The 21,968-nt window shown below is 67.3% G+C and carries 21 protein-coding genes and 1 pseudogene; 12 read left to right on the forward strand and 10 right to left on the reverse strand.

Annotated features, from left to right (window positions below):
- From AC5592_RS27335 to AC5592_RS27345, 3 genes and pseudogenes are all read left to right on the forward strand, one after another.
- Positions 1 to 240, forward strand: a pseudogene (locus AC5592_RS27335) (cell surface protein); the annotation flags it as partial.
- Positions 241 to 251: 11 nt separating this feature from the next.
- Positions 252 to 764: an ImmA/IrrE family metallo-endopeptidase gene (locus AC5592_RS27340; protein WP_063065902.1), complete on the forward strand. Its 513-nt coding sequence runs from the start codon at positions 252 to 254 to the stop codon at positions 762 to 764.
- Between the two features lie 178 nt (positions 765 to 942).
- Positions 943 to 1,968: a hypothetical protein gene (locus AC5592_RS27345; RefSeq protein WP_036497644.1), complete on the forward strand. Its 1,026-nt coding sequence runs from the start codon at positions 943 to 945 to the stop codon at positions 1,966 to 1,968.
- Positions 1,969 to 2,068: 100 nt separating this feature from the next.
- On the opposite strand, the gene AC5592_RS27350 is transcribed toward AC5592_RS27345, so the two are convergent.
- Together AC5592_RS27350 and AC5592_RS27355 are read right to left on the reverse strand one after the other, a co-directional pair.
- A complete protein-coding gene (locus tag AC5592_RS27350; protein WP_014348820.1) occupies positions 2,069 to 2,485 on the reverse strand; it encodes a helix-turn-helix domain-containing protein in 417 nt (138 codons plus the stop codon).
- A 358-nt stretch (positions 2,486 to 2,843) separates the two neighbouring features.
- Positions 2,844 to 4,010: a steroid 3-ketoacyl-CoA thiolase gene (locus AC5592_RS27355; RefSeq protein WP_036497647.1), complete on the reverse strand. Its 1,167-nt coding sequence runs from the start codon at positions 4,008 to 4,010 to the stop codon at positions 2,844 to 2,846.
- Positions 4,011 to 4,223: 213 nt separating this feature from the next.
- Here AC5592_RS27355 and AC5592_RS27360 point away from each other — a divergent pair, with 213 nt between their 5' ends.
- Entirely contained in the window at positions 4,224 to 5,408 is a 1,185-nt protein-coding gene (locus tag AC5592_RS27360) for a cytochrome P450 (RefSeq protein WP_051024169.1), read from the forward strand.
- A gap of 68 nt (positions 5,409 to 5,476) precedes the next feature.
- On the opposite strand, the gene AC5592_RS27365 is transcribed toward AC5592_RS27360, so the two are convergent.
- The 4 genes from AC5592_RS27365 to AC5592_RS27380 form a co-directional block, all read right to left on the reverse strand.
- Positions 5,477 to 5,896: a nuclear transport factor 2 family protein gene (locus AC5592_RS27365; RefSeq protein ID WP_036497651.1), complete on the reverse strand. Its 420-nt coding sequence runs from the start codon at positions 5,894 to 5,896 to the stop codon at positions 5,477 to 5,479.
- Positions 5,897 to 5,999: 103 nt separating this feature from the next.
- Positions 6,000 to 7,166 carry a thiolase family protein gene (locus AC5592_RS27370; RefSeq protein ID WP_036497652.1) on the reverse strand — a complete coding sequence of 389 codons (1,167 nt, stop codon included), beginning with the start codon at positions 7,164 to 7,166 and terminating at the stop codon, positions 6,000 to 6,002.
- Positions 7,163 to 8,197, reverse strand: a complete 1,035-nt coding sequence (locus tag AC5592_RS27375) for a thiolase family protein (protein ID WP_036497653.1) — start codon at positions 8,195 to 8,197, stop codon at positions 7,163 to 7,165. Before AC5592_RS27375 ends, AC5592_RS27370 begins: the two co-directional genes overlap by 4 nt.
- A 12-nt stretch (positions 8,198 to 8,209) precedes the next feature.
- Complete coding sequence (locus tag AC5592_RS27380; RefSeq protein ID WP_051024170.1) at positions 8,210 to 9,220, reverse strand: Zn-ribbon domain-containing OB-fold protein; 1,011 nt, start codon at positions 9,218 to 9,220, stop codon at positions 8,210 to 8,212.
- Positions 9,221 to 9,324: 104 nt separating this feature from the next.
- Here AC5592_RS27380 and AC5592_RS27385 point away from each other — a divergent pair, with 104 nt between their 5' ends.
- The 5 genes from AC5592_RS27385 to AC5592_RS27405 all read left to right on the forward strand — a co-directional run bounded on the left by AC5592_RS27385 (position 9,325) and on the right by AC5592_RS27405 (position 16,670).
- Positions 9,325 to 10,362 carry an LLM class F420-dependent oxidoreductase gene (locus AC5592_RS27385; protein WP_036497654.1) on the forward strand — a complete coding sequence of 346 codons (1,038 nt, stop codon included), beginning with the start codon at positions 9,325 to 9,327 and terminating at the stop codon, positions 10,360 to 10,362.
- 30 nt (positions 10,363 to 10,392) lie between these two features.
- On the forward strand, positions 10,393 to 11,934 hold the full coding sequence (locus AC5592_RS27390; RefSeq protein WP_063065903.1) for an acyl-CoA synthetase: 1,542 nt from the start codon (positions 10,393 to 10,395) through the stop codon (positions 11,932 to 11,934).
- A gap of 215 nt (positions 11,935 to 12,149) precedes the next feature.
- Positions 12,150 to 13,799: an acyl-CoA synthetase gene (locus AC5592_RS27395; RefSeq protein WP_036497659.1), complete on the forward strand. Its 1,650-nt coding sequence runs from the start codon at positions 12,150 to 12,152 to the stop codon at positions 13,797 to 13,799.
- 231 nt (positions 13,800 to 14,030) lie between these two features.
- Complete coding sequence (locus AC5592_RS27400; protein WP_063065904.1) at positions 14,031 to 15,020, forward strand: sigma-70 family RNA polymerase sigma factor; 990 nt, start codon at positions 14,031 to 14,033, stop codon at positions 15,018 to 15,020.
- Between the two features lie 222 nt (positions 15,021 to 15,242).
- Entirely contained in the window at positions 15,243 to 16,670 is a 1,428-nt protein-coding gene (locus tag AC5592_RS27405; protein WP_063065905.1) for an MFS transporter, read from the forward strand.
- 48 nt (positions 16,671 to 16,718) lie between these two features.
- Here AC5592_RS27405 and AC5592_RS27410 read toward each other — a convergent pair whose 3' ends face one another.
- Together AC5592_RS27410 and AC5592_RS27415 are read right to left on the reverse strand one after the other, a co-directional pair.
- Positions 16,719 to 16,862: a hypothetical protein gene (locus AC5592_RS27410; RefSeq protein ID WP_156511190.1), complete on the reverse strand. Its 144-nt coding sequence runs from the start codon at positions 16,860 to 16,862 to the stop codon at positions 16,719 to 16,721.
- Between the two features lie 167 nt (positions 16,863 to 17,029).
- Positions 17,030 to 17,917, reverse strand: coding sequence for a LysR family transcriptional regulator (locus AC5592_RS27415; protein WP_063065906.1), 888 nt, complete (start codon positions 17,915 to 17,917; stop codon positions 17,030 to 17,032).
- A 37-nt stretch (positions 17,918 to 17,954) separates the two neighbouring features.
- Between AC5592_RS27415 and AC5592_RS27420 the strand changes: the two genes are divergently transcribed.
- Positions 17,955 to 18,821 carry an alpha/beta fold hydrolase gene (locus AC5592_RS27420; RefSeq protein ID WP_198163952.1) on the forward strand — a complete coding sequence of 289 codons (867 nt, stop codon included), beginning with the start codon at positions 17,955 to 17,957 and terminating at the stop codon, positions 18,819 to 18,821.
- A gap of 32 nt (positions 18,822 to 18,853) precedes the next feature.
- Positions 18,854 to 19,666: an alpha/beta fold hydrolase gene (locus AC5592_RS27425; protein ID WP_063065907.1), complete on the forward strand. Its 813-nt coding sequence runs from the start codon at positions 18,854 to 18,856 to the stop codon at positions 19,664 to 19,666.
- Positions 19,667 to 19,707: 41 nt separating this feature from the next.
- On the opposite strand, the gene AC5592_RS27430 is transcribed toward AC5592_RS27425, so the two are convergent.
- Complete coding sequence (locus tag AC5592_RS27430) at positions 19,708 to 20,127, reverse strand: VOC family protein (protein WP_063065908.1); 420 nt, start codon at positions 20,125 to 20,127, stop codon at positions 19,708 to 19,710.
- 160 nt (positions 20,128 to 20,287) lie between these two features.
- On the opposite strand from AC5592_RS27430, the gene AC5592_RS27435 reads away from it, so the two are divergent.
- Positions 20,288 to 20,881, forward strand: coding sequence for an AAA family ATPase (locus AC5592_RS27435; RefSeq protein ID WP_084507283.1), 594 nt, complete (start codon positions 20,288 to 20,290; stop codon positions 20,879 to 20,881).
- Here AC5592_RS27435 and AC5592_RS27440 read toward each other — a convergent pair.
- Positions 20,839 to 21,936 carry an acyl-CoA dehydrogenase family protein gene (locus AC5592_RS27440; RefSeq protein ID WP_036497677.1) on the reverse strand — a complete coding sequence of 366 codons (1,098 nt, stop codon included), beginning with the start codon at positions 21,934 to 21,936 and terminating at the stop codon, positions 20,839 to 20,841. The genes AC5592_RS27435 and AC5592_RS27440 overlap by 43 nt on opposite strands.
- Positions 21,937 to 21,968: the final 32 nt, after the last annotated feature.

The following is a 21,968-nucleotide window of genomic DNA, read 5'->3' on the forward strand; positions in this document are numbered from 1 at the left end:
GCGCCCGCCCCAGCGGCGCCGGCCGCCCCGGCGCCCGCACTGGCTCAACCGAATCCGGCCGTGCGCCCGACGGCTGCCACCAGCGGACTGCCCGAGGTGAAGACGCTGGCCGTGCTCGGCGGCGTGATCGCCATGGCGCTGGCCGCGGCCGGCTCCGGCGCGGTGAGTTTCCAGAGTGCCTCCGCCGCACAGGCGCGCATCGACGCCGCACGCGCGGAATTCTTCGGACCGAGGGCCTGAGGGGGCGCGAGATGACCGAGAGCCGGATTCAGACGGGCCGCTCCTACCGCCGCGTCGCCGCCGCCGTCGACGCGGTGTGCGCCGTCGCCGCCGATTTCGACGCCACCACCCTGGAAGAGGTGGTCCTCGCGATCGCGGCCGAACGCGGCCGCATGATCGAAATCGCCGATGCTCAGCTCGGTCCGGGCGTCTGCGGTCAGCGCCGCAGCTATCCGGACAAGGACGTGATCGTGCTGGCCGCGGCCCTGCCCAGCCGCGACCACACCCTCGCGCACGAACTGGGCCATGTGGTCTTCGACCACCCGGGTGAACCGGCCGCCGAGGTGACGCTCGAGGCCGGCGACGATCTGATCGCGTACATGCTGTCCCAGCGCGCGCATCAGCAGATCGTCGACGACGGGCAGGACGAACAGTACGAGTGGGAAGCCGAAACCTTCGCCGGCATGCTGATGACCCGCCTGCGCGTCTTCAACAACCGCGGCGCCGGTGTCTCGGTGCTCCGATTCGACGAGGCCCTCGGATGACGGAGGGGCCCGGAGGCGGCAGCTTGCGTAACCACGGAGGGCCCCTCGGTCATCCGACGAAGGCGCGGATGACGGAGGGGCCCGGAGGCGGCAGCTTGCGTAACCACGGAGGGCCCCTCGGTCATCCGACGAAGGCTCGGATGAATTGCGGTCGTTCGACGAGAGGGACAGGGTAGGTATGACGTTCTGGTTGACGGCCCTGCTGGTGTGGATGGCGGCCGGCGCCCGCATCGGTCGCGTCCTGGTGAAGCCCGCGACCACGGCCCGGGTGGCGATCGTGATCGCGGTCGCGGCGGTGGCCGCCGCGGCCACCCTCGGCATCCCCGAGATCGCGGTCGCGGTGGATCACGCACTGCCGCAGGGCATCAACGGCGCAGCGCTGGCCGACCGGCTGGTGGTGGCGACCTGGCTGCTGTTCGCGGTGGCCACGTCGGTGGTGGCGGCCGCCGCCTGGCCGGTGGTCTCGCGTCGAAATCTGCGCCAGATCGCCTGGATGGTCTACGGTTTCGGCGCGCTGGTCATCGCCGCCACCATCGGGTGGTCGATGGTGTTCGGCTGGGTCATGACCCTGCTCGGCTGCGCCTTCATCGCTGTCACCGGTCTGCGCAATCTGGACTGGACGGCGCTGGGACGCGGTATCGCGCTCTACACCACCGGCACGGTGGTCGCGGGTGTGCTTGCGGCGCTGTCGATTCGGCGGCTGGCGATCGGTGAACAACCCGTGCGGCCCGGCGATCCGGGCTGGTTCTGGCCGGCCTGGCAGCTCGCGAGCCTGCTGATCGCGGTCGGCGCGGTATGGATCGTGATCGAGCTCTGGGTGCGGGCGCGCCTGCTGCTGCGCCAGATTCGGGCCCTGCATCGCACGTTGATCAAGCGCTTCCCCGAGGTGGTGGCGCACGAGCAGACGGTGTCGGCCACCCAGCTCAGGGCTTCCGATCAGGTCGCGCAGATCATGGACGCGCTGTATCTGCAGACCGGCGGCGGCATGGAGCTGGCGGCGGCCGGTGTACCCGCCCGCTCGGTCACCGACCGCGCCGAACGGGTGGCCCGCTGGGCCCGCAATCCGCTCGGTGACGACATCGTCGACGCCCGTTGGATCGCACCGCCGGAGGGACTGAGCCCGCGCGGTTGGGTGCAGGCGATCGCCCGCGCCTTCGAGCGCACCGCGACCGACCGGAAATCGGCGGTCGCACAGGCGGATTGATCATCGACGCGACCGGACCGATTGGGCGGCGGTCCGTCTCAGGTCACAAGACAACACAGTGCGGTTCCGAGTGCCGCACTGTGTTGCCTTGTCCAACTTGCTATTCCGTGCCGTCCGGTGGAACCTCGGGCAGACCCTCACTCGCCCGGAGCTTTTCGGCCATCGAAGTCAGGAGGTTCTGCGACTCTTCGGAGAGATCGAACGCCCTGCTCGACAGCCGACGCAGTCCATAGCCCTGCAGCTGGGACAGCAACTCCAGATCATGGTCGATCTTGGCGGCGTAGATGTCGTTGAAGAAGTAGTCCGGTTTGACCTTGAAGAACTTTGCCAGTGCGGCAACCGTCTCATCTGAGGGGTTCGTCCGCTGACCCGACCGCAACTGCGAGAGATACGGTTTCGAGATCGGATGCCCGGAGGCGGTGAGCGCTGCCGCCACCTCGGCATTGGTGTGCGGCTTACGCCCCGGGGGATGCACGGTTTCGAACAGCTTGTTCAGCCGCGCCGCGAAATCAGCCACTGTGAGCCGCCCAATTCCCTTCGCTGTACTAACAGTCGTTATCTCGGATACGTATCATTGATATTAGCGGCTGAGTAACTGAAAACCTACGCCTGATTCAGGATTTCCTTGAAGCTTCCAGGTCGGCCGTCCGGGAACTGTTCAGCGTCGGCACGTTTGCGGGGCAACGCGCCCTCACTGGTCGAGGGGCAGTACGCTCCGGTTCTGGCCCGTCGAACGAGTCTCGTTCAACGGGCCATTGATAACCGGAAGATAGCTGACATCTCATCCGTTTGTCTGTATCGCAGTTTGTGTGGCGTACGACACGTCCAGGGGCTGTGAGGATGAACGTTCAACTAGGGAGGAAATCTGTTCGGTATTACAACCGCTCGATGATTGTCCCGGTCGCAAGTGCGCCACCGGCGCACATGAGGACCATTGCAATCGACTTGTCGGAGCGTTCGAGCTCGTGCAGGGCGGTGGTGATCAAACGTGACCCGGTGCTGCCGACCGGATGTCCGATCGCAATCGCGCCGCCGTTGACATTGACCCGATCCATATCCGGCTTGTGTACCGACGCCCACGACAGCGGGACCGAGGCGAAGGCCTCGTTGATTTCGAAGAGATCGATATCGGCGATGCTCATGCCCGACTTCTCCAGCAGGCGCGTGGTCGCCTGCACCGGACCGTCCAGGTGGAACTCCGGCTCGGCGCCGACGAGGCACTGGGTGACGATGCGAGCCCGCGGCTTCAGTCCGGCACGCGCCGCGGCCTGTTCGTCCATGAGCAGCACCGCGGCCGCGCCGTCGGAGATCTGTGACGAGGTGCCGGCGGTGTGAATTCCACCCTCCAGCACCGGCTTCAGCTTCGCCAGGCTCTCCCGGCTGGTCTCGCGCAGACCCTGGTCGCGGTTGACGTCGAGCGTCTCGCCGGTGAGGGTGCCCTCCTTGTCGACCTGCGGCGCGCCGGCGATGGTCAGCACCTCACGGTCGAAACGCCCTTCCGCCCAGGCCTGGGCGGCCAAACGCTGTGAGCGCACGCCGAATTCGTCGATGTCGTCGCGGGTGATGCCGCGCCGCTTGGCGATTCGCTCGGCCGCCTCGAACTGATTGGGCATATCGATATCCCAGCTCGCGGGGCGGCGGGGGCCGGCGTTCTCGCCCACGTTCGCGCCCAGCGGGACGTGGCTCATGGATTCGACGCCGCAGGCGACGCCGATGTCGATCGCGCCCTGGGCGATCTGCCCGGCGATCAGATGGTTGGCCTGCTGGGCGGAACCGCACTGGCAGTCGATGGTGGTCGCGCCCACCTGCCAGGGGAGTCCGGCGTGCAGCCACGCGGTGCGGGTGACGTTGTTGCTCTGCTCGCCGACCTGCATGACGCAGCCGCCGATGACCTGTTCGACCAGCGCCGGATCGAGCTGTGCGCGCTCGAGGACGCCGCGCTGGGCCGCGCCGAGCACCTCGGCGGCGTGCAGGCCGGCCAGCCAGCCGTTGCGTTTGCCGATGGGGGTGCGCGCGGCCTCGACGATGACGGGGGTGCCCATAACTTCAACCTTTCGAACAGGATCCGTATCAGCACAGAAACTGGAACAAGTTCTGTGGATGTACTGAGGGCGGACTATGGCTTCTTTACTACTGATACCACCTATGCTGCAATGAAGGTAGAACGTGTTTCAGTTAGTCGAAGGAGACAACTGGTGGTTGACACCCATGTAGCTCCGAACCTCCCCGAGGGGTTCGACGCCACAGATCCCGACATGTGGGCCCGCGGCATTCCCGTCGAAGAGTTCGCGGAGCTGCGCCGGGCCGCGCCGATCTGGTGGAACCCGCAGTCTCCGGAGGTCGGAGGGTTCCACGACGACGGCTTCTGGGTCGTGTCCAAGCACGCCGATGTCAAGGAGGTCTCGCGGCGCGACGATTTCTCCACCTACGAGAACACCGCGATTCCCCGCTTCAACGACGACATTCCGCGCGAGGCCATCGAGCTGCAGCGCCACATCCTGATCAACAAGGATGCGCCCGAACACACCAAACTGCGCAAACTGATCTCCAAGGGTTTCACCCCGCGCGCGATCAACGGCCTGCGCGCGGAGCTGTCCGCCCGCGCCAAGTCGATCGTCGACGCGGCCGCGGCCAGCGGCGCCGGCGACTTCGTCACCCAGGTGGCCTGTGAGCTGCCGCTGCAGGCGATCGCCGAACTCATCGGCGTCCCGCAGGAAGACCGGATGAAGGTCTTCCAGTGGTCCAACGAGATGACCGGCTACGACGATCCGGACAGCGATGCCGACCCGGCCGCCTCGTCGATGGAGATTCTCGGCTACGCCTGGCAGATGGCCGAGGCCCGCAAGGCCCAACCGGCCGAGGACATCGTCACCACCCTGGTCAACGCCGATATCGACGGTGAGGCGCTGACCTCGGAGGAGTTCGGCTTCTTCGTCATCCTGCTGGCGGTCGCCGGTAACGAGACCACCCGCAATGCCATCACCCACGGCATGATCGCGTTCCTGGAGAACCCGGAGCAGTGGGAGCTCTACAAGCGCGAGCGGCCCGCCACCGCCGCCGACGAGATCATCCGCTGGGCCACTCCGGTGAGCTCGTTCCAGCGGACCGCGCTGGTCGACACCGAACTGTCCGGGGTGCAGATCAAGAAGGGCCAGCGCGTCCTGCTGATGTACCGCTCGGCCAATTTCGACGAGGAGGTGTTCGAGAATCCGTACACCTTCGACATCACTCGCGATCCGAATCCGCACCTGTCCTTCGGTGGCACCGGCGCCCACTTCTGCATCGGCGCCAACCTCGCGCGGCTGGAGATCGACCTGATCTTCAACGCCATCGCCGACCACCTGCCCGATATCACCAAGCTCGGCGACCCCAAGCGCCTGACCTCGGGCTGGCTCAACGGCATCAAGGAATTCCAGGTCGACTACAAAACGAAGGCCTGATTCGCGCGCTGAAACACGAACAGGGCGGGCACCCGGTGGGTGCCCGCCCTGTTGTTCGTGCGGCGGTCTCACTGCTTGCGCATGGTGCCCATCGCGCGATCGGTTTCCCAGAAGGCCCGCAGCGCCACGATCTTCCCGGCGTCGTCGACCTTGTAGGTGAACACGCCCTCGGCGTCGATGACATGTCCGCCCAGCTGGGTGCGGATCAGCCCGGTGAAGGCCACCTCGCTGCCGCAGGCGAAGGAGTCGCCGAAGACGAAATCGATGGATTCGGTGGGGGCGATCGCCTTGTCCCAGAACGCCGCGATGGCGTCGCGGCCGCGATGGCCCACACCCTCGGGATCGAAGACCGAGGGGCCGATCGGATCCTCGACGATGCCGTCGGCGGCGAACAGCGCCAGCCACGCCTCCTTGTCCCGGGCGCGCACCGCGGCCTGTGAGGCCCGTCCGGCGAGGCGCGCCGGATGTTCGGTGGTGGTTGTGGTCATCTCGGACTCCCGGCTCGGTGGTTTCGGTGAATTTGCTGATGGAATTGCAAATGTGCTTTCCGCCGGCAATCCGGTGAACCGGAAATGCCGGCGGAATTGCGTGTCACCGTGGTTCCGAGCCCACTACCCACATCGAGAAGTACTGTGATCCGCCACCATAGGCATGGCCGAACGCTTTTCGGGCGCCCTCGACTTGGTAATCGCCCGCCCGGCCCATTACCTGCTTGGCCGCCTCCGCGAAGCGGATCATCCCGGACGCGCCGATCGGATTGGAACTCAACACGCCGCCCGAGGGGTTGACCGGCAGCTTCCCGCCGATCTCGGTCTCGCGCGCGTCGACCAGCTTCCAGCCCTCGCCCTCGGGAGTGAAGCCCAGGTTCTCCAGCCACATCGGCTCGAACCAGGAGAACGGGACGTAGATCTCGGCCGCGTCGATCTCCTCGAGCGGATTGGTGATCCCGGCCTGCTTCCACAGCGCGGCCGCGGCGTCGCGTCCGGCCTGCGGGTTGACCTGGTCGCGGCCGGAGTAGGCCAGCGGTTCGGTGCGCATGGCCGTGCCGTGCACCCACGCGACCTTCTTACCCGATGCCTCGGCCGCCTTCGCCGAGTCCTCGTCGCCGATCACGATCGCGCACGCGCCGTCGGAGGACGGGCAGGTCTCGTCGAAACGCACCGGGTCCCACAGCATTTGGGACGCGAGTACCGATTCCATGGTGATATCGGGCTGGCGCAGATGCGCGAACGGATTCTTCGCGCCGTTGCGGCGATCCTTCACCGCGACCATCGCGCCGATGTGCAGGGGAGCGTTGGCCCGCCGGATGTACGCGCGCACATGCGGTGCGAAGTACCCGCCCGCGCCGGCGCCGACCGGCATCGTGAACGGCACCGGATTCGACAGGGCCCACATGGCATTGGATTCGGACTGCTTCTCCCAGCAGATCGCCAGCACCCGGCGGTACACGCCGGCCTGCACGTGGTTGGTGGCGACCACGCCGGTCGAACCGCCGACCGACCCCGCGGTGTGCACGCGCAGCAGCGGTTTTCCGGTGGCGCCCAAGGCATCCGCCATGAACAGCTCGGGCATCATCGAGCCCTCGAACAGATCCGGCGCCTTACCGACGATCACCGCGTCGATATCGGCCATGGTCAGATCGGCATCTTCGAGTGCGCGATCGATTGCCTCGCGGCACATACCGGCCATCGAGACATCGGTCCGTTTCGTCACGTGATGGGTTTGTCCCGTGCCGAGTACGGCGGCTTGATTGGTCATCGTCCAGCCTCCAGGATGGCCACCAAGTTCTGCTGCAACGCCGGACCACTGGTGGCGTGTGCGAGGGCTCGCTCGGCGGTGCCGTTCATGATTTCGTTGGCCGCGTAGCCGATTCGTTCCAGACCGGCGGCGAACATCGGGTTGCCCGCCAGCGCACCACCCGAGGGGTTGATGCGGGTGGACTCGCTCAGCCCGATGGCCTGCTTCAGGATCAGCTGTTCGTGGCTGTAGGTCGCGTGCAGTTCGGCGACATCGAATCCGCTCGCATCCCCGCCGAGCACCGCCTTGGCCGCGGCCGCGGTGGAAGGGGAGGTGGTCAGATCGCGCGCGCCGAACATCGGGGTGTCGATGCGGTGCGCCATACCGGTCAGCCAGGCCGGCCGCTCGCACAGCTCGCGCGCCTTGTCGCCGCGGGCCAGCACGATCGCGGCGGCGCCGTCGGTGATCGGCGCGATGTCATGTTCGCGCAGCGGATTCGCGACATAGGGTGCGGCGAGCCGCTTCTCGATCTCGGCGTCGTCGGCGGCCGAGACCGCGGCCATATCGCGTTCGGTCCAGTTTCCGGCGTCGAGCCCGGCCCGGGCCTGCAAGCCGGCCACCGATACCGCGTCCGGCCACAGCGGGGCCACCAGGTACGGATCCATCTGCATCGTCAGCACCTGCCGCAGCGTGCCTGCCGACGGCTTGCCGAAGCCGTAGACCAAGGCGGTATCGGCCTGTCCGGAGCGCAGTTTCACCCACGCCTCGTACAGCGCCCAGGCCGCGTCCATTTCGACGTGCGATTCGTTGATGGGAGGCACGGCGCCGATCGAGTCGATCGCGGAGATGAACGAGAAGGCGCGTCCGGCAAGGTAATCGGAGGATCCCGAGCACCAGAAGTCGATATCGGACACGCCGATGCCGAGCTTGTCGTACAGCTGCCGGAAGCACGGGACCAGCATTTCGACACCGTTGGTGGTGCCGTAGGTTTCACGGACATGCGGGGCGTGGGCGAAGCCCACCACCGCGATATCTGTTGCGTTGTCGCTCAAGGTGTTTCGCTCCTAGAGGTGGTGCCGGTAGCTGTCGTAGTCCGCGTCCGGCTCGCCGTTGGGCTCGAAGTGGTCCACGTTCTCCAGCGTGTAACCCCACTCCTCGCGCGGCTTCCACACCGCCTTCACGCGCATACCCATGCGGACTTCGCTGGGGTCACAGCCCAGCACCCGGTGCAGCACCGGAATATCGGCGCCGTCGAGCAGTACGTACGCGGTGACGTACGGCGGCTTGATCTTCTGGCCCATGAACGGCACGTTCACGATGCAGAACGTGGTGATGGTGCCGGTATCGGGCAGATCGACCATCTCGTCGGTCGGGCGGCCGTCGATCGGGTCGGCGCCGCGGGGCGGGAAGTACACCTTGCTCTCGGCGTCGGCGCGACCGCCGATCAGGCGGCCCTCGACCAGAGCCTTCAGATACCGCGTCTCCGTCGGCGAGGCGGTGTGCTTGTACCGCAGGTCGATCGGGGTGACGATGCCGGTGACCGGCTCGGCCGCATCGGCATCCGACGAGGTGGAACCGGCTGGGGCCGAAGAGGTCTCGCCCGGTTCGACGCAGGCGATGTCGTGGATGCTGCCGCTGCGTTCGGCGGCCCAGCGCACCCGCACGCGCAATCCGCTGCGCACCTCGTCGGGAGACGACACGTCGAGGGCATGCAGCACCGCGGTGTCGGCGCCGTCGAATTTCACCAGCGCCCAGGCGAAGGGGCGGTCGAACGGCTGGCCGGGCAGCGGATCGGCGACCCAGCTCCAGCTCTGCACCGTGCCGACATCGGAGACGTCGACGAAGTCGGTCAGCCGCTCCGCGGTCACCGGATCGAATTCCGCCGGCGGCACGATCACCCGGCCGTCGCTGCCGCGGACGCCGACGATCCGGCCCTCGCGCAGTCCGGTCAGGAACCGGCCGATGGTCGGTCCGACCGATCGGGTGTAGTCGAACTTCATCCGCAGTTCGGCGCTGAGTACCTCGGGTGCGGGTTCCGCTTCCGGACCGCTGCCTTTCGCGATTACGCCGGTCATGGTGTTCCCATTGGTCACGATATCGAGTAGAACAGGTTCTTATTCTGGTGGCAAGAGCTACCTGGAAAGGTGTCCGGCGACGGGCTCGGCGGAAGGAGTCGACGATGCGGTTCGGATTGCAGCTCGGATATTGGGGTGCGGGGCCGCCGCCCAACGCCGGGGAGTTGGTGGTGGCCGCCGAGGAGGCCGGATTCGACGCGGTCTTCGCCGCCGAGTCCTGGGGTTCGGATGCCTTCACGCCATTGGCCTGGTGGGGCTCGTCCACCCAGCGGGTGCGGCTGGGAACCTCCGTGGTGCAGCTGTCCGCCCGTACTCCCACCGCGACCGCGATGGCCGCGCTGACCCTCGATCACCTCAGCGGTGGCCGCCACATCCTGGGCCTGGGCGTCTCCGGTCCGCAGGTGGTGGAGGGCTGGTACGGCCAGCCGTTCGCCAAACCGTTGCAGCGCACCCGGGAGTACGTCGGCATCATCCGCCAGGTGCTGGCCCGCCAGGCGCCGGTGGTGAGCCAGGGCGCGCAGTACCGGCTGCCCTACGACGGGCCCGGCTCGACCGGCCTGGGTAAACCGCTCAAGCCGATCACCCATCCGCTACGTGCGGATCTGCCGATCTGGCTCGGCGCCGAGGGGCCGAAGAACGTGGCGCTGACGGCCGAGATCGCCGACGGCTGGCTGGCGATCTACTACACCCCGCGACTGGCCGGAATGTACGACGAATGGCTCGACGAGGGGTTTGCCCGGCCCGGTGCCCGGCGTTCCCGGGAGGACTTCGAGATCGCGGCGAGCTGCCAGGTGATCATCACCGACGACGCCCGCGCCGAGATCGATCGGATCAAACCGGTGATGGCGCTCTACATCGGCGGCATGGGCGCCGAGGAGTTGAACTTCCACGCCCAGGTCTATCGCCGGATGGGTTACGGCGCCGAGGTCGACGAGATCACCCGGCTGTTCCGCTCCGGCCGCAAGGACGAGGCCGCCGCCGTGATTCCGGACCAGCTGATCCTCGATACCGCCATCATCGGCGACGAGGACCATGTGCGCTCCCAGCTGAAGGTCTGGGAGGCGGCGGGCGTCGGAATGCTGCTGGTGACGGTTCGTGACGTGGCGCAGCTGCATCGCCTCGCCCCCCTTGTTCAGATGTAGAACACGTTCTAGATTTGAGGAGTGACTTCGATGGAGCCGGCGCAGAAGCTGGGACTGTGGAATATCGCGGCCACCGACCCCGATCGGATCGCGGTCGTCGATCCGTCGGGGCGGGAGGTCGGCTACCGGGAGCTGTCCGATCAGGCCGACCGCATCGCACGAGGCTTGCAGGCCAAGGGTTTACAGCCCGGCGATGTGCTGGTGTCGATGGTGCACAACACCACCGAAGCGCTCGCCGTGTACTTCGCGGCCTATCAGGCCGGGCTGTACATCGTCGCGGTGAACTGGCATCTGACCGGTCCGGAGGTCGCCTACATCCTCGGCGACAGCGAGGCGAAGGTGTTCATCGCCGACGAGCGCTTCGCCGAGGCGGCGTCGATCGCCGCCGAGGAGGCGAATGTGCCTGCGAGCGCGCGGTATTCGGTGGGTGGCATCGACGGTTTCCAGCCTCTGACCGAACTGGGCGCGGGGGAGTCCGGGCGCCCCGACGTCCGGACCACCGGTGCGCCGATGCTCTACACCTCGGGAACCACCGGACGCCCCAAGGGAGTTCGGCGTCCGCTGACCGGCGCCGATCCCGATGTGGTGGGCCCGCAGGCGACCGGCTTCTTCGGACTGTTCGGCATCCAGCCCTTCGACGACCATGTGCACATCTGCGGCTCGCCGCTCTATCACACCGCCGTGCTGAACTTCGCCTCGATCTCGATTCAGCTGGGGCACACGGTGGTTCTGATGGACAAGTGGGATCCGGAGGAGATGCTGCGGCTGATCGACACGCATCGGGTGACCCACAGTCATATGGTCCCCACCCAGTTCCACCGTCTGCTCGCTCTCCCGGAGGAGGTGCGGGCGCGCTACGACGTCTCCTCGCTGCGCTGCATGATCCACGGCGCCGCGCCGTGCCCGCAGGAGACCAAGCGCAGGATGCTCGAGTGGTGGGGGCCGGTCGTGACCGAGTACTACGCGGCGACCGAGGGCGGCGGCACGTCGATCTCGGGCGAGGAGTGGTTGCGCAAGCCGGGTTCGGTCGGCAAGGCGTGGCCGTACGCGGTGGTCAAGGTGCTCGACGAGGACGGCAACGAGGTCGCGCCCGGCGAGGTCGGTCAGGTGTACATGAAGATGGGCGGCTCCAACTTCGAGTACCACAAGGACAAGTCGAAGACCGAGGACGCGCGGGTGGGCGATCTGTTCACCGTGGGCGACATCGGGCATATGGACGCCGACGGCTATCTGTTCCTGCACGACCGACGCTCGGACCTCATCCTGTCCGGGGGTGTGAACATCTATCCGGCCGAGATCGAGGGTGAATTGATCACCCATCCCAAGGTCGCCGACGTCGCGGTTTTCGGTATCCCGCATCCGGATTGGGGTCAGGAGGTGAAGGCGGTCGTGCAGCCGGCCGAAGGGGTCGCGGCCGACGGCGAGCTGACCCGGGAGCTGATGGAGTTCGCCGCGGCTCGCCTGGCGAAGTACAAGCTGCCCAAGAGCATCGACTACCTGCCCGAACTGCCGCGCGATCCGAACGGCAAGTTGTACAAGCGCAAGCTGCGCGAGCGTTACGTGCCCGCGTAGCCGCAGTCTCGCCGATCGAGTCCGGACGCCCTTACCGTCCTGCCCTGTGTGGGGCGTCCTCGATCGCGCGCCCTCGAGCCCGCCCGGCTGTGCCGGCGGGCTCGTCGGCGTTGCAGAATACGCGTTCCGGCAAAACCCGCTGCCGCTTCGGCGGAATTAGTAAACTGTGTAAATCAAGTCTTGTCAGGCGTGAGAACACGTTCTATTTTGGTCCTGTGAGCTACAACATAGCGGACCTTGTCGAACACACCATCGACCTCGTGCCGGACCGTGTCGCGCTGGCCGACGACGTCCGCTCGGTGACCTATGCCGAGCTGGAGGACCGGGCCAACCGATTGGCGCACTACCTGCAAGAACAGGGTGTGCAGCCGGGTGACAAGGTCGGCATCTACTCGCGCAACACGATCGAGGCCGTGGAGGCCATGGTCGCGATCTTCAAGGCGCGGGCAGTAATGATCAACGTGAACTTCCGGTACGTCGAGAACGAGTTGCAATACATTTTCGACAATTCCGATATGGTCGCGCTGATTCACGAACGTCGCTACAGCGACAAGGTGTCGGCCGTGCGGCCGAACACGCCGAAGTTGAAGACGGTCATCGCCGTGAACGACGGTACCGAAGCCGAGGTGCCGTTGCCCGCGGATTCGGTGGAATACGAAGCGGCACTGGCTGCTTCGCACGGCGAGCGCGATTTCGGCGACCGCTCCAACGACGACATCTTCATGATCTACACCGGCGGCACCACCGGCATGCCCAAGGGCGTGATGTGGCGGCACGAGGACTGGTGGCGGGTGCTCGGTGGCGGCATCAACTTCGTCACCGGTGAGGCGATCGAGGACGAGTGGCAGCAGGCCAAGGCCGGCGCCGCCGGTGGGCAGATGGTCCGCTACCCGATCCCGCCGATGATCCACGGCGGTTCGCAGTCGGCGACCTTCCACGGCCTGTTCGACGGCGGCAAGACGATCATGCTGCCGGAGTTCAGCGCCCACACCGTGTGGCAGGCGATCGACCGCCACGGGGTGAACCTCATCTTCATCACCGGTGACGCCATGGCGCGGCCGATGCTCGACGCCCTCAAGGAAGGCCATCCGGAAACCGGTGAGCCGTACCAGCATGCGAATCTGTGGGCGATGGCCAGTAGTGCGGCGCTGTTCTCGCCGGCGCTGAAGGACGAGTTCATCGAACTGCTGCCGAATACGGTCATCACCGATTCCATCGGCTCCTCGGAAACCGGTTTCGGCGGCCTGTCGGTGGCGGCCAAGGGGGCGACCCACACCGGTGGTCCCCGGGTCAAGATCGACGCCTCCACCGCCGTCATCGACGAGGAGGGCAACCCCGTCGCGCCCGGCTCCGGTCAGGTGGGCGTGCTGGCGCGCACCGGCAACATCCCGCTCGGTTACTACAACGACCCGGTGAAGACCGCCGCGACGTTCAAGGAGTTCAACGGCGTTCGCTACTCGATCCCCGGCGACTTCGCCCGGGTCGAGGAGGACGGCACCGTGACGATGCTGGGCCGCGGGTCGGTCAGCATCAACAGCGGCGGCGAGAAGATCTACCCGGAGGAGGTCGAGGGCGCGCTCAAATGCCATCCGGAGATCTTCGACGCGCTGGTGATCGGTGTGCCGGACGAGCGCTGGGGACAGCGGGTGGCCGCGGTCGTGCAGTGTCGCGGTGGCGACCGTCCGACGCTCGAGGAACTGCGTCCGGTGCTGACCAAGGAGATCTCCTCCTACAAACTGCCGCGCAGCCTGTGGTTCGTGGACGAGATCAAGCGTTCGCCGGCCGGAAAGCCCGACTACCGGTGGGCCAACGAACATGCCCGCTCGCGCCCGGCCGACGAGGAATCCCAGGCATCCTCGAAATAGCCACGCAGAAATAGATAGCTCGCCGAAGTAAATAACTGGCAATCGATATCGCCGCGCCCCGCGATCACAGTGAAGGCGCGGCGATTTCGTGTCGCCGCCGGCGGCGACGTTCGTCCGCCGTCCATCCGTCGAGCGCCATTGCATGGCTGCGGCCTGCTGAGCACGGCGTCCGTGTCCATGCCCCTACTTCCGGGGTGTTTTCTGTCGGTGCCCTGTGCCACAGTGATCCGCATGAGCGAACAAGCTTCCGCCGGCACCGTCGACGACGTGCTGCAGCAATTCGAGAGTTACCGGCGGGAGCTGTGTGCTTACGCCTATCGGATGTTGGGTTCCTCGTTCGAGGCAGAGGACGCGGTTCAGGAGACTTTCACTCGGGCCTGGAAGGCCTACGACTCGTTCGAGGGCCGGTCCAGCCTGCGATCGTGGCTGTACAAGATCACCACGAACATCTGCCTGGATATGCTCGACGGGCCCCAGCGCCGGGCTCGGCCGATGGATCTGTCCGGGCCGTCGAGTCCGGACAGTCCGCTGCCGCCGCCGCAGCCGGATTACGTGTGGGTGGAGCCGATTCCGAACGCGCTGGCCTTCGGCGCCGACCCGGCCGAACATGCCAGCACCAAGGATTCGCTGCGGTTGGCGTTCGTGGCGGCCTGTCAGCATCTGCCGGCCACCCAGCGGGCGATTCTCATCATGCGGGAGGTGCTGCGGTTCTCGGCCAACGAGACGGCCGAGATGTTGACGATGTCGCCCGCCTCGGTGAACAGCGCGCTGCAGCGGGCGCGCGCGACCATGTCGAAGGTGCAGCCCTCGGAGTCGAGCGGCTACGACGAATCCGACGACAGCCAGCGCAAACTCGTCGACGGTTTCGTGCGCGCCTTCGAGGCCTACGACATGGATGCGCTCACCTCGCTGCTGAAACAGGATGTGGCGCTGTCGATGCCGCCCATCGAGCTGTGGGTCTCCGGTCCGGAGAACGTCGCTCGGTTCATGCTGTCGGAAGGGCCCTCGGCCTGCCGGGGTTCGCGGTTGATCCCGCTGGACGGCGCCAACGGACTGCCGGCCTTCGGCCAGTACAAACCCACCGACGAGCCCGGGGTCTTCTCGCCGTGGTCGATCACGGTGCTGGAATTCGACGGTCCCGCGATCAGCGGGTTGAACTTCTTCCTCGACACCGATCGCCTGTTCCCGCTGTTCGGATTGCCGCCGGAACTGCGCGACTGATCCTTTCGGGATCGTGAAGGGCTCGCCGGTCGAATGACCGGCGGGCCCTTTTCCTTTCGCGGTCGCAGAGACGTCAACCTCGGAGGGTCATACCCCGAGGGGGTATGACTTGAATCACAACGGCGTTCCGTATCGGTCAGATACCCCTAGGGGGTATACAGAACGAGTCGGAAATTCCACGGGCGCAGCGGATGCGCCCGCAACCGAGGAGTGAGGATTCCTATGTCCACTCGGGTATCCGCGCCGCCGTCGCGGCGCTGGTTCGCATTGGCACTGATCGCGCTGGCGCAGTTCATGGTCATCATGGACACCTCGATCATCGGGGTGGCTTTGCCGAAAATGCAGGATTCCCTGGGCTTTTCGCAGGAGGGGCTGTCCTGGGTCTTCAACGCCTACGTCATCGTCTTCGGCGGCCTGCTGCTGCTCGGCGGACGCCTGTCCGACATCTGGGGTGCTCGCCGCATCTTTCAGACGGGCTGGATGGTGCTCGGCGCCGGGTCGCTGGTCGCCGGACTCGCCGGATCGCCCGCGGTCGAGCTGATCGGCCGGGGTGTGCAGGGTGCGGGCGCCGCACTGATCGCCCCCTCTGCGCTGACACTTCTGATGATGGTGTTCGGGTCGAATCCCAAGGAGCTGACCACCGCGTTCGCGTTCTACGGCGCCGCCGCCCCGGCAGGCGGTACCGCCGGCGTATTCCTCGGCGGGCTCATCACCGAGTACGCCTCGTGGCCGTGGGTGTTCTACATCAACATCCCGATCGCCGCGCTGGCCGTCGTCGCGGCCGCGGTGCTGGTTCCCGGCGGGGCGGCCGCGTCCGGCGGTTCGGTCGACGTGCTCGGTGCCCTGACCGCGACGCTGGGCCTGGGCGCGGCCGTCTTCGCGGTCGTCCGTGCCCCCGAGGTCGGCTGGGGTTCCGGATCGACGTGGGGCGTCCTGGCGCTCGCGGTCGTCCTGTTGGCGGCCTTCCTGGTGCTGCAGGCCCGTCGCCGGGAACCGCTGATGCCGCTGTCGATCTTCCGGGCGCCGAATCTCGGTGCGGCCAATCTGGCTCAGGTCCTGCTGGGCGCGGCCTGGGTGCCGATGTGGTTCTTCCTGAACCTGTATCTGCAGCAGGTTCTCGGCTACTCGGCGTTCCCGTCGGGTGCGGCTCTGCTGCCGATGGCCGCCCTGATCATGGTCGGCATGATCGCGGTGTCACCGAAGTTGTTCGCGCGCTTCGGCGCTCGCGCCATGATCGTCACCGGACTGCTGGTCCTGGGGGCCGGTCTGGTCTGGCTGACCTTCATCCGGGCCGACGGCAACTTCTGGATCGACGTGCTGCCCGGATCGCTGCTGGCCGCGTTCGGGATGTCGCTGGCCTTCGTCCCGTCGCTGCAGACCGCCATCTCCGCGGCGCGGCCGGAGCAGGGCGGCCTGGCGTCCGGTCTGGTGAACACCGGCTATCAGATCGGATCGGCGCTGGGCTTGGCGGTGGTGACCGCGATCGCCTCGGCCGCCGGAGCCGACCGTATCGGTGACGCCGATGCCCTCACCGACGGGTTCTCCGCGGCATTCGGTGCCGCGGCGGGGATCGCGGTGCTGGCGGCGGCGCTCGCGTGGACGACGTTCCGGTCGCCGGCTCGGCGTGAGCGAGTGCCTGCCGGTGCGTGACCGCGCAACCGCGTGTGGCCCCCGACCCGGTCGGGGGCCACACGCCTGTCAGTCGATTGCCTTGGCGGTCAACCAGATCGTGATGACGACCCCGGCCGCCACCGCCATGCCGATGTGGCCGGGGGAGCGTGCGTAGTCGTAGCTCGAGAGCGCCGCGACGGCCGCCAGGACGAACATCAGCAGACGTTTCACCGGGTACCCCCCAACCGCTCGGAGTTCAAGCATACGAGAGGCGGAAGTGGTTGTGCCACAGAAGGATACCGCGCTCACGTGGTACCGGTATTGCGAGATGTTCGCGGAGGGCCGCAGGGCTCGCGGGGCGCGCCGATAGCTCGGCTGAGACGGACGCAACGATCAGGTTATCGGTCGGTGACGGTGTGGCAGGCCTCGATGAGTGCGCGCAATTCGGCACGCGGCGGATCGGGCCGCACCACGAGATAGCTCGGCATCCTCGGCTCCGGGTTGCGCAGGGGACGCCAGACCACGCCCGGGAACGACGAATTCGCCGCCTGGGCCGCGTAGTACACCGTCCAGCTCGGCGCGCCGAAGCCGATGGCGGCCAGCGTGTCCTGTTCGGTGGTGAACTCCGGTCCGAAGGCGGGTGCGAAGCCGGCCTTCCGGCACGAATCGACGACCAGGTCGTAGAGGGTGGGATTGCGGGCCCGGCCGACCAATCGCAGTGGCAACTCCGCGAGGCGCGCGAGGTCGATCTCGCGCAACACCGCGAGGTCGTGCCGAGCGGGGATCGCGGCCACCAGGCGGTCGGACCACAGCGGCAGCAGTTCGAGGCCGGGATCGTCGCGCGGACCACGCACGATCGCCGCGTCCAGTTCCCCCGAGCGCACCCGCTTCATCCGACTCTCGGCGTCCGCGTCGACCAGTTCGAGGTGGGCGTGCGGGGCGCGGTCAGCGAAGGCCACGAGAATGTTTTCCAGGCGAGTGCCCAGACCGGTGCTGGTGCCCAGCCGGATCGTGCCGGTGCGTTCGACGCGCAAATCGTCGATGGCGGCACGGGCCTGGGTCACCGCGGCGAGGACCTGTTCGGCGTGCGGAAGCAGGCGCCGCCCGCCCTCGGTGAGGCGCACCGTGCGGGTGGTCCGCTCGAACAGCGCGACGCCCAATTCCCGCTCCAGCCGGGTGATCTGCTGACTGACGGCCGACTGCACGATGTGCAGCCGCTCGGCCGCGCGACCGAAGTGCAGTTCCTCGGCCACGGTCAGGAAGTACTGCAATTGGCGGAGCTCCACGGCGCGAGATTAATCAGTTTCGGTGAACAGTGCCAGCGTGGTTCCCTCATTTTTCGGCGCGGCCCAACGCGATTTCCTGGTCACAGCACATCGGAAACCGCACCGGGAAGTGATGACCATGCCGTATCTCACCGTCGACGACGTCCAGCTGTACTACGAGGATCAGGGAACCGGACAGCCGCTGCTGTTCCTGCACGGCTGGGGCACCAGCGGGCGGGTCTGGGGCGCTCAGCAGGCGGCGCTGGTCACCGAGTTCCGGGTGGTCACCGTCGATTGGCGTGGCTGTGGGCGTTCGGACCGGCCGGTCGCCGGCAACAACCTCGCCGGTGTGCTCGCCGATCTGGTGGAGCTCATCCGGCAACTCGGGTTGCCTCACCCCATCGTGATCGGATCCTCGGTCGGCGCGACCTTCGCGACCGAACTGGCGCTGGCCCGTCCGGATCTGCTCGGCGGCGTGGTCGCGGTCGACGGTCCGGCCTACTGGCCCGGGCAGGGCATGCCGCTGGCCGAGATCATCGACGAAATGCGGTATCGCCGAGCCGAATTCGTCGCGCGTTGGGTACCGAACTGGTATGCCCCGGGAACCTCGCCGGCGCTGGTGGACTGGACCGTGCGGCAGATCCTCGATTCGGGTGTGTACATCGACGAACTGTTCCACCTCTTCGCGACCTACGATCCCCGGCCGCGGCTGCCGCGGCTGCGTACGCCGATCCACTACCTGCACGGCGAGCTGGACGCCGAAATCCCGGTGGCGGTGGCGCGGGCCTGCGCGGCGCTCACGCCGGGCGCGCGGGTCGGCGTGATCGCCGGCGCGGGCCATATGCCGCAACAGGAGCGCCCCGCCGAGTTCACGGCGGCACTGCGCGCGGCGATTGCGAACTCAACTCTGCAGGCTGCGGCCTGACCACCGAACCGACTGCGACACAAGGATATTCGATGACATTCGCAACAGCCCGCATTCATGGGGGAACCGCAGAGGTCGCCTACGAGGTGACCGGAACGGGCCCGGCGGTCGTGCTGGTCCACGGCACGGCGGCCGCCCGCGATCAGTGGACACCGCTGACCGCGGCAATCGCTGACCGCTATACCGTTGTGGCACTGGACTATTCGGGCTCCGGCGACACCGTCGACCACGGCGGCACGCTCACCGTCGCCGATCTGGCCGCCGAGGTGCGCGCCGTCGCCGACCATGCCGGACTGGCCCGATTCCACCTGGTCGGGCATTCGCTGGGCGCGGTGGTGGCCGCGCACGTCGCGGCGACCGTCCCCGACCGCGTGCGCTCCCTGCTGATGCATGCGGGCTGGGCGCGCACCGACGCGCGGATGGACGCCGAATTCCGCTACTGGATCGAGGTGTTGCGCGCCGACGCCGCGTACGGCACCAGCCTGTTCGCGCATATGCTGCCGCTGATGGCATTCGGCCCGCGCTACTGGGAGCGGACGAGCGCGGAACAGAACGCGGCCCTGATCGAACAGCTGGCGAAGGTGATCGCGCGCGGCGCCGCACGGCAGACCGAGGTCGACCGCACCGTGGATCTCACCGATCTGCTCGGCAGCATCGCCGCGCCGACGCTGATCCTGGCCAGCGCGCACGACCGGGTCGTTCCGGCGGCGCAGCAACAGCACCTGCTCGCCGCGATACCCGACGCCCGCTATGCCGAGATCGATGCCGGCCACGGGGCTCCGGGCGAGGACCCGGCCGGTTTCCACGCCAAGATCATCAGCTTCCTGGACGCGCAGATGGCATGAACGCCCGGGTGAGCGGCCGCCGGTCGCTCACCCGGCGCGGATCAGTTGCCGCCGGGGTAATCCATCCAGAAGGCCTCCCAGTGGTGACCGTCGGGATCGACGAAGGCGCGGCTGAACATGCCCACCGCCTCCTCCTGGGCGCGTTTGTCCTCGCTGATCTCCTCGGTGGCGCCCGCACCCACCGCGGCGGCGATCAGCGACTCGACCTCCGCCCTGCTGCCCAGTGACAGCGCGTAGATCGAACCGGTGGCGGCCCGGGTGTCGGCGATCGGGCGGTTGGTGAAGGTGTCGAAGTACTGCCGGACCAGCAGCATCAGACAGATGTTGTCGTCGACCACCACGCAGGCGGCGTTCTCGTCGGTGAAGTCCGGATTCACCTTCCAGCCCAGCGCCTCGTAGAACGATGTGGACCGCTCCAGATCCTCGACGGGGAGATTGATGAAGATCATCTTGCTGGGCATGCTCGGTCCTCTCGCGGCATCAATACGTGTCGTCAGTAGAGACGCCGTGGGCGCGCCGAACTCATCGGGCGAATCGGCGGACCGGCCCTGACCTGCTTCGATGCTGCACCCAGGGTGAAAATCCCTCGCGGTCGGGTGCCCTGCGCGATACCGTCCGGCCATGTCGAGTGCCGTCTATCTCATCACCGGTATCCAAGCGGCCGGAAAATCGACGGTCGCGCAGGCCCTCGCCGAACGACTGCCCCGCTCCGCCCACGTCCACGGTGACGTGTTCCGTCGCTTCGTGGTCGGTGGCCGCGCCGAGATGTCGGGCGAGCCGAGTGAAGAAGCCATGCGGCAGTTGCGATTACGGCACCGTCTGGCGGCCGCGACGGCCGACGGCTACGCCGCCGCGGGATTCACGGCGGTGGTCCAGGACGTCGTCCTGGGCGAATCGCTGCCGTGGATGGTCGAGCAGATCCGTACCGACCCGGTGTACGTGGTCGTGCTGGCCCCGCGTCCGGACGCGGTGGCCCGGCGCGAGGCCGGTCGAGACAAGAAAGCCTACGGGGTCTTCACCGTCGAGCAGCTCGACACCGTGCTGCACGCGGAAACGCCTCGCATCGGATTATGGCTGGATACAACGGATCTCACGGTCGAGGAGACCGTCGGGGAAATACTCGCCCGGGCCGAACCGGTGGAGCGGCGGTTCGGCCCAGGCGAGCGCCTGCGTCAGTGGGCCTCGGCCAGGAGGGTGCCCAGAGCGCGCAGGTGATCGGTGGCGCCGCCGAGCGCGAACTCGTTGTGTTTGGCGGCGGTGAAGTAGCACTGAACGATGTGGTCGCGGTCGATGCCGACGCCACCGTGCACGTGCACGGCGGTGTGGGCGATGCGGTGACCGGCCTCGGCGGCCCAGAATTTGGCGGTGTGGATCTCCGCCTCCGCCGGTAGTCCCTCGTCGACCCGCCACGCGGCCTGGGTGACCGCCAGCCGCAGCCCCTGCAGGTCGATGTAGCCGTCGGCCAGCCGCTGCGCGACCGCCTGGAAGCTGCCGATCTTGCGATTGAACTGCTCACGCTCGCGGCCGTATTCGGCGACGAGGTCGACCGCGCGCTCCAGGGTTCCGAGCTGTTGTGCGGCCAGGCCGAGCCAGCCGTGGTTCAGCAGCCACGCGAGGATCTCGGCGCCGTCGTCCACGGTGCCGATCAATTCGGCGGGGGTGGAATCGAATTCGACCTCGGCCTGCGGGCTGCGGTCGACCACCTGCTGCGGCGTGACACGCGCGTCCGCCGGGTCGACCAGGAATACCGCGGCCTTGCCGGAAACCATGGCGGGCACCAGGATTCGCGCCGACTGTGCGGCGAAGGGAACAACGGTCTTGGCGCCGATCAGCTTCCAGCCGCCGTCCTCGGTCGCGGTCGTGGTGGGCTTCGCCGGCTCCCAGTTGCGTTCCTCCGACAGTGCCACGGTCAGAATCGTCTCGCCCGCACCGGCTTTCGCCGCCAGCTCGCGCTGCGCCTCGTCACCCCAGCGGGCCAGCGCACCGGCGCCGAGGACGATCGACCACAGATAGGGCACGGGGGCGGCGGATTTGCCGATCTCCCGCAGAATCGCGGTCTGTTCCAGGGCGCCGAGTCCGCTGCCGCCCACCGATTCCGGCAGCGCGGCCGCGAGCACGCCGGTCTCGGCCAGCGACCGCCAGAGTTGGTCGTCGAAGCGGACCTCGGCCTTGTCCAGTTCCCGCAGCCGGTCGGCGGTGACCAGTTTGGCGCAGACCTCGCCGGTCAGCCGCGCGAGATCCTGCTGCCCCTCGGTAAGTGTGAAATCCATCGTTGTTCCTAGTTCTTCGACGTTTCCGACCG

The sequence above is a fragment of the Nocardia violaceofusca NBRC 14427 genome (assembly GCF_963869435.1).
GTDB lineage: Bacteria > Actinomycetota > Actinomycetes > Mycobacteriales > Mycobacteriaceae > Nocardia > Nocardia aobensis.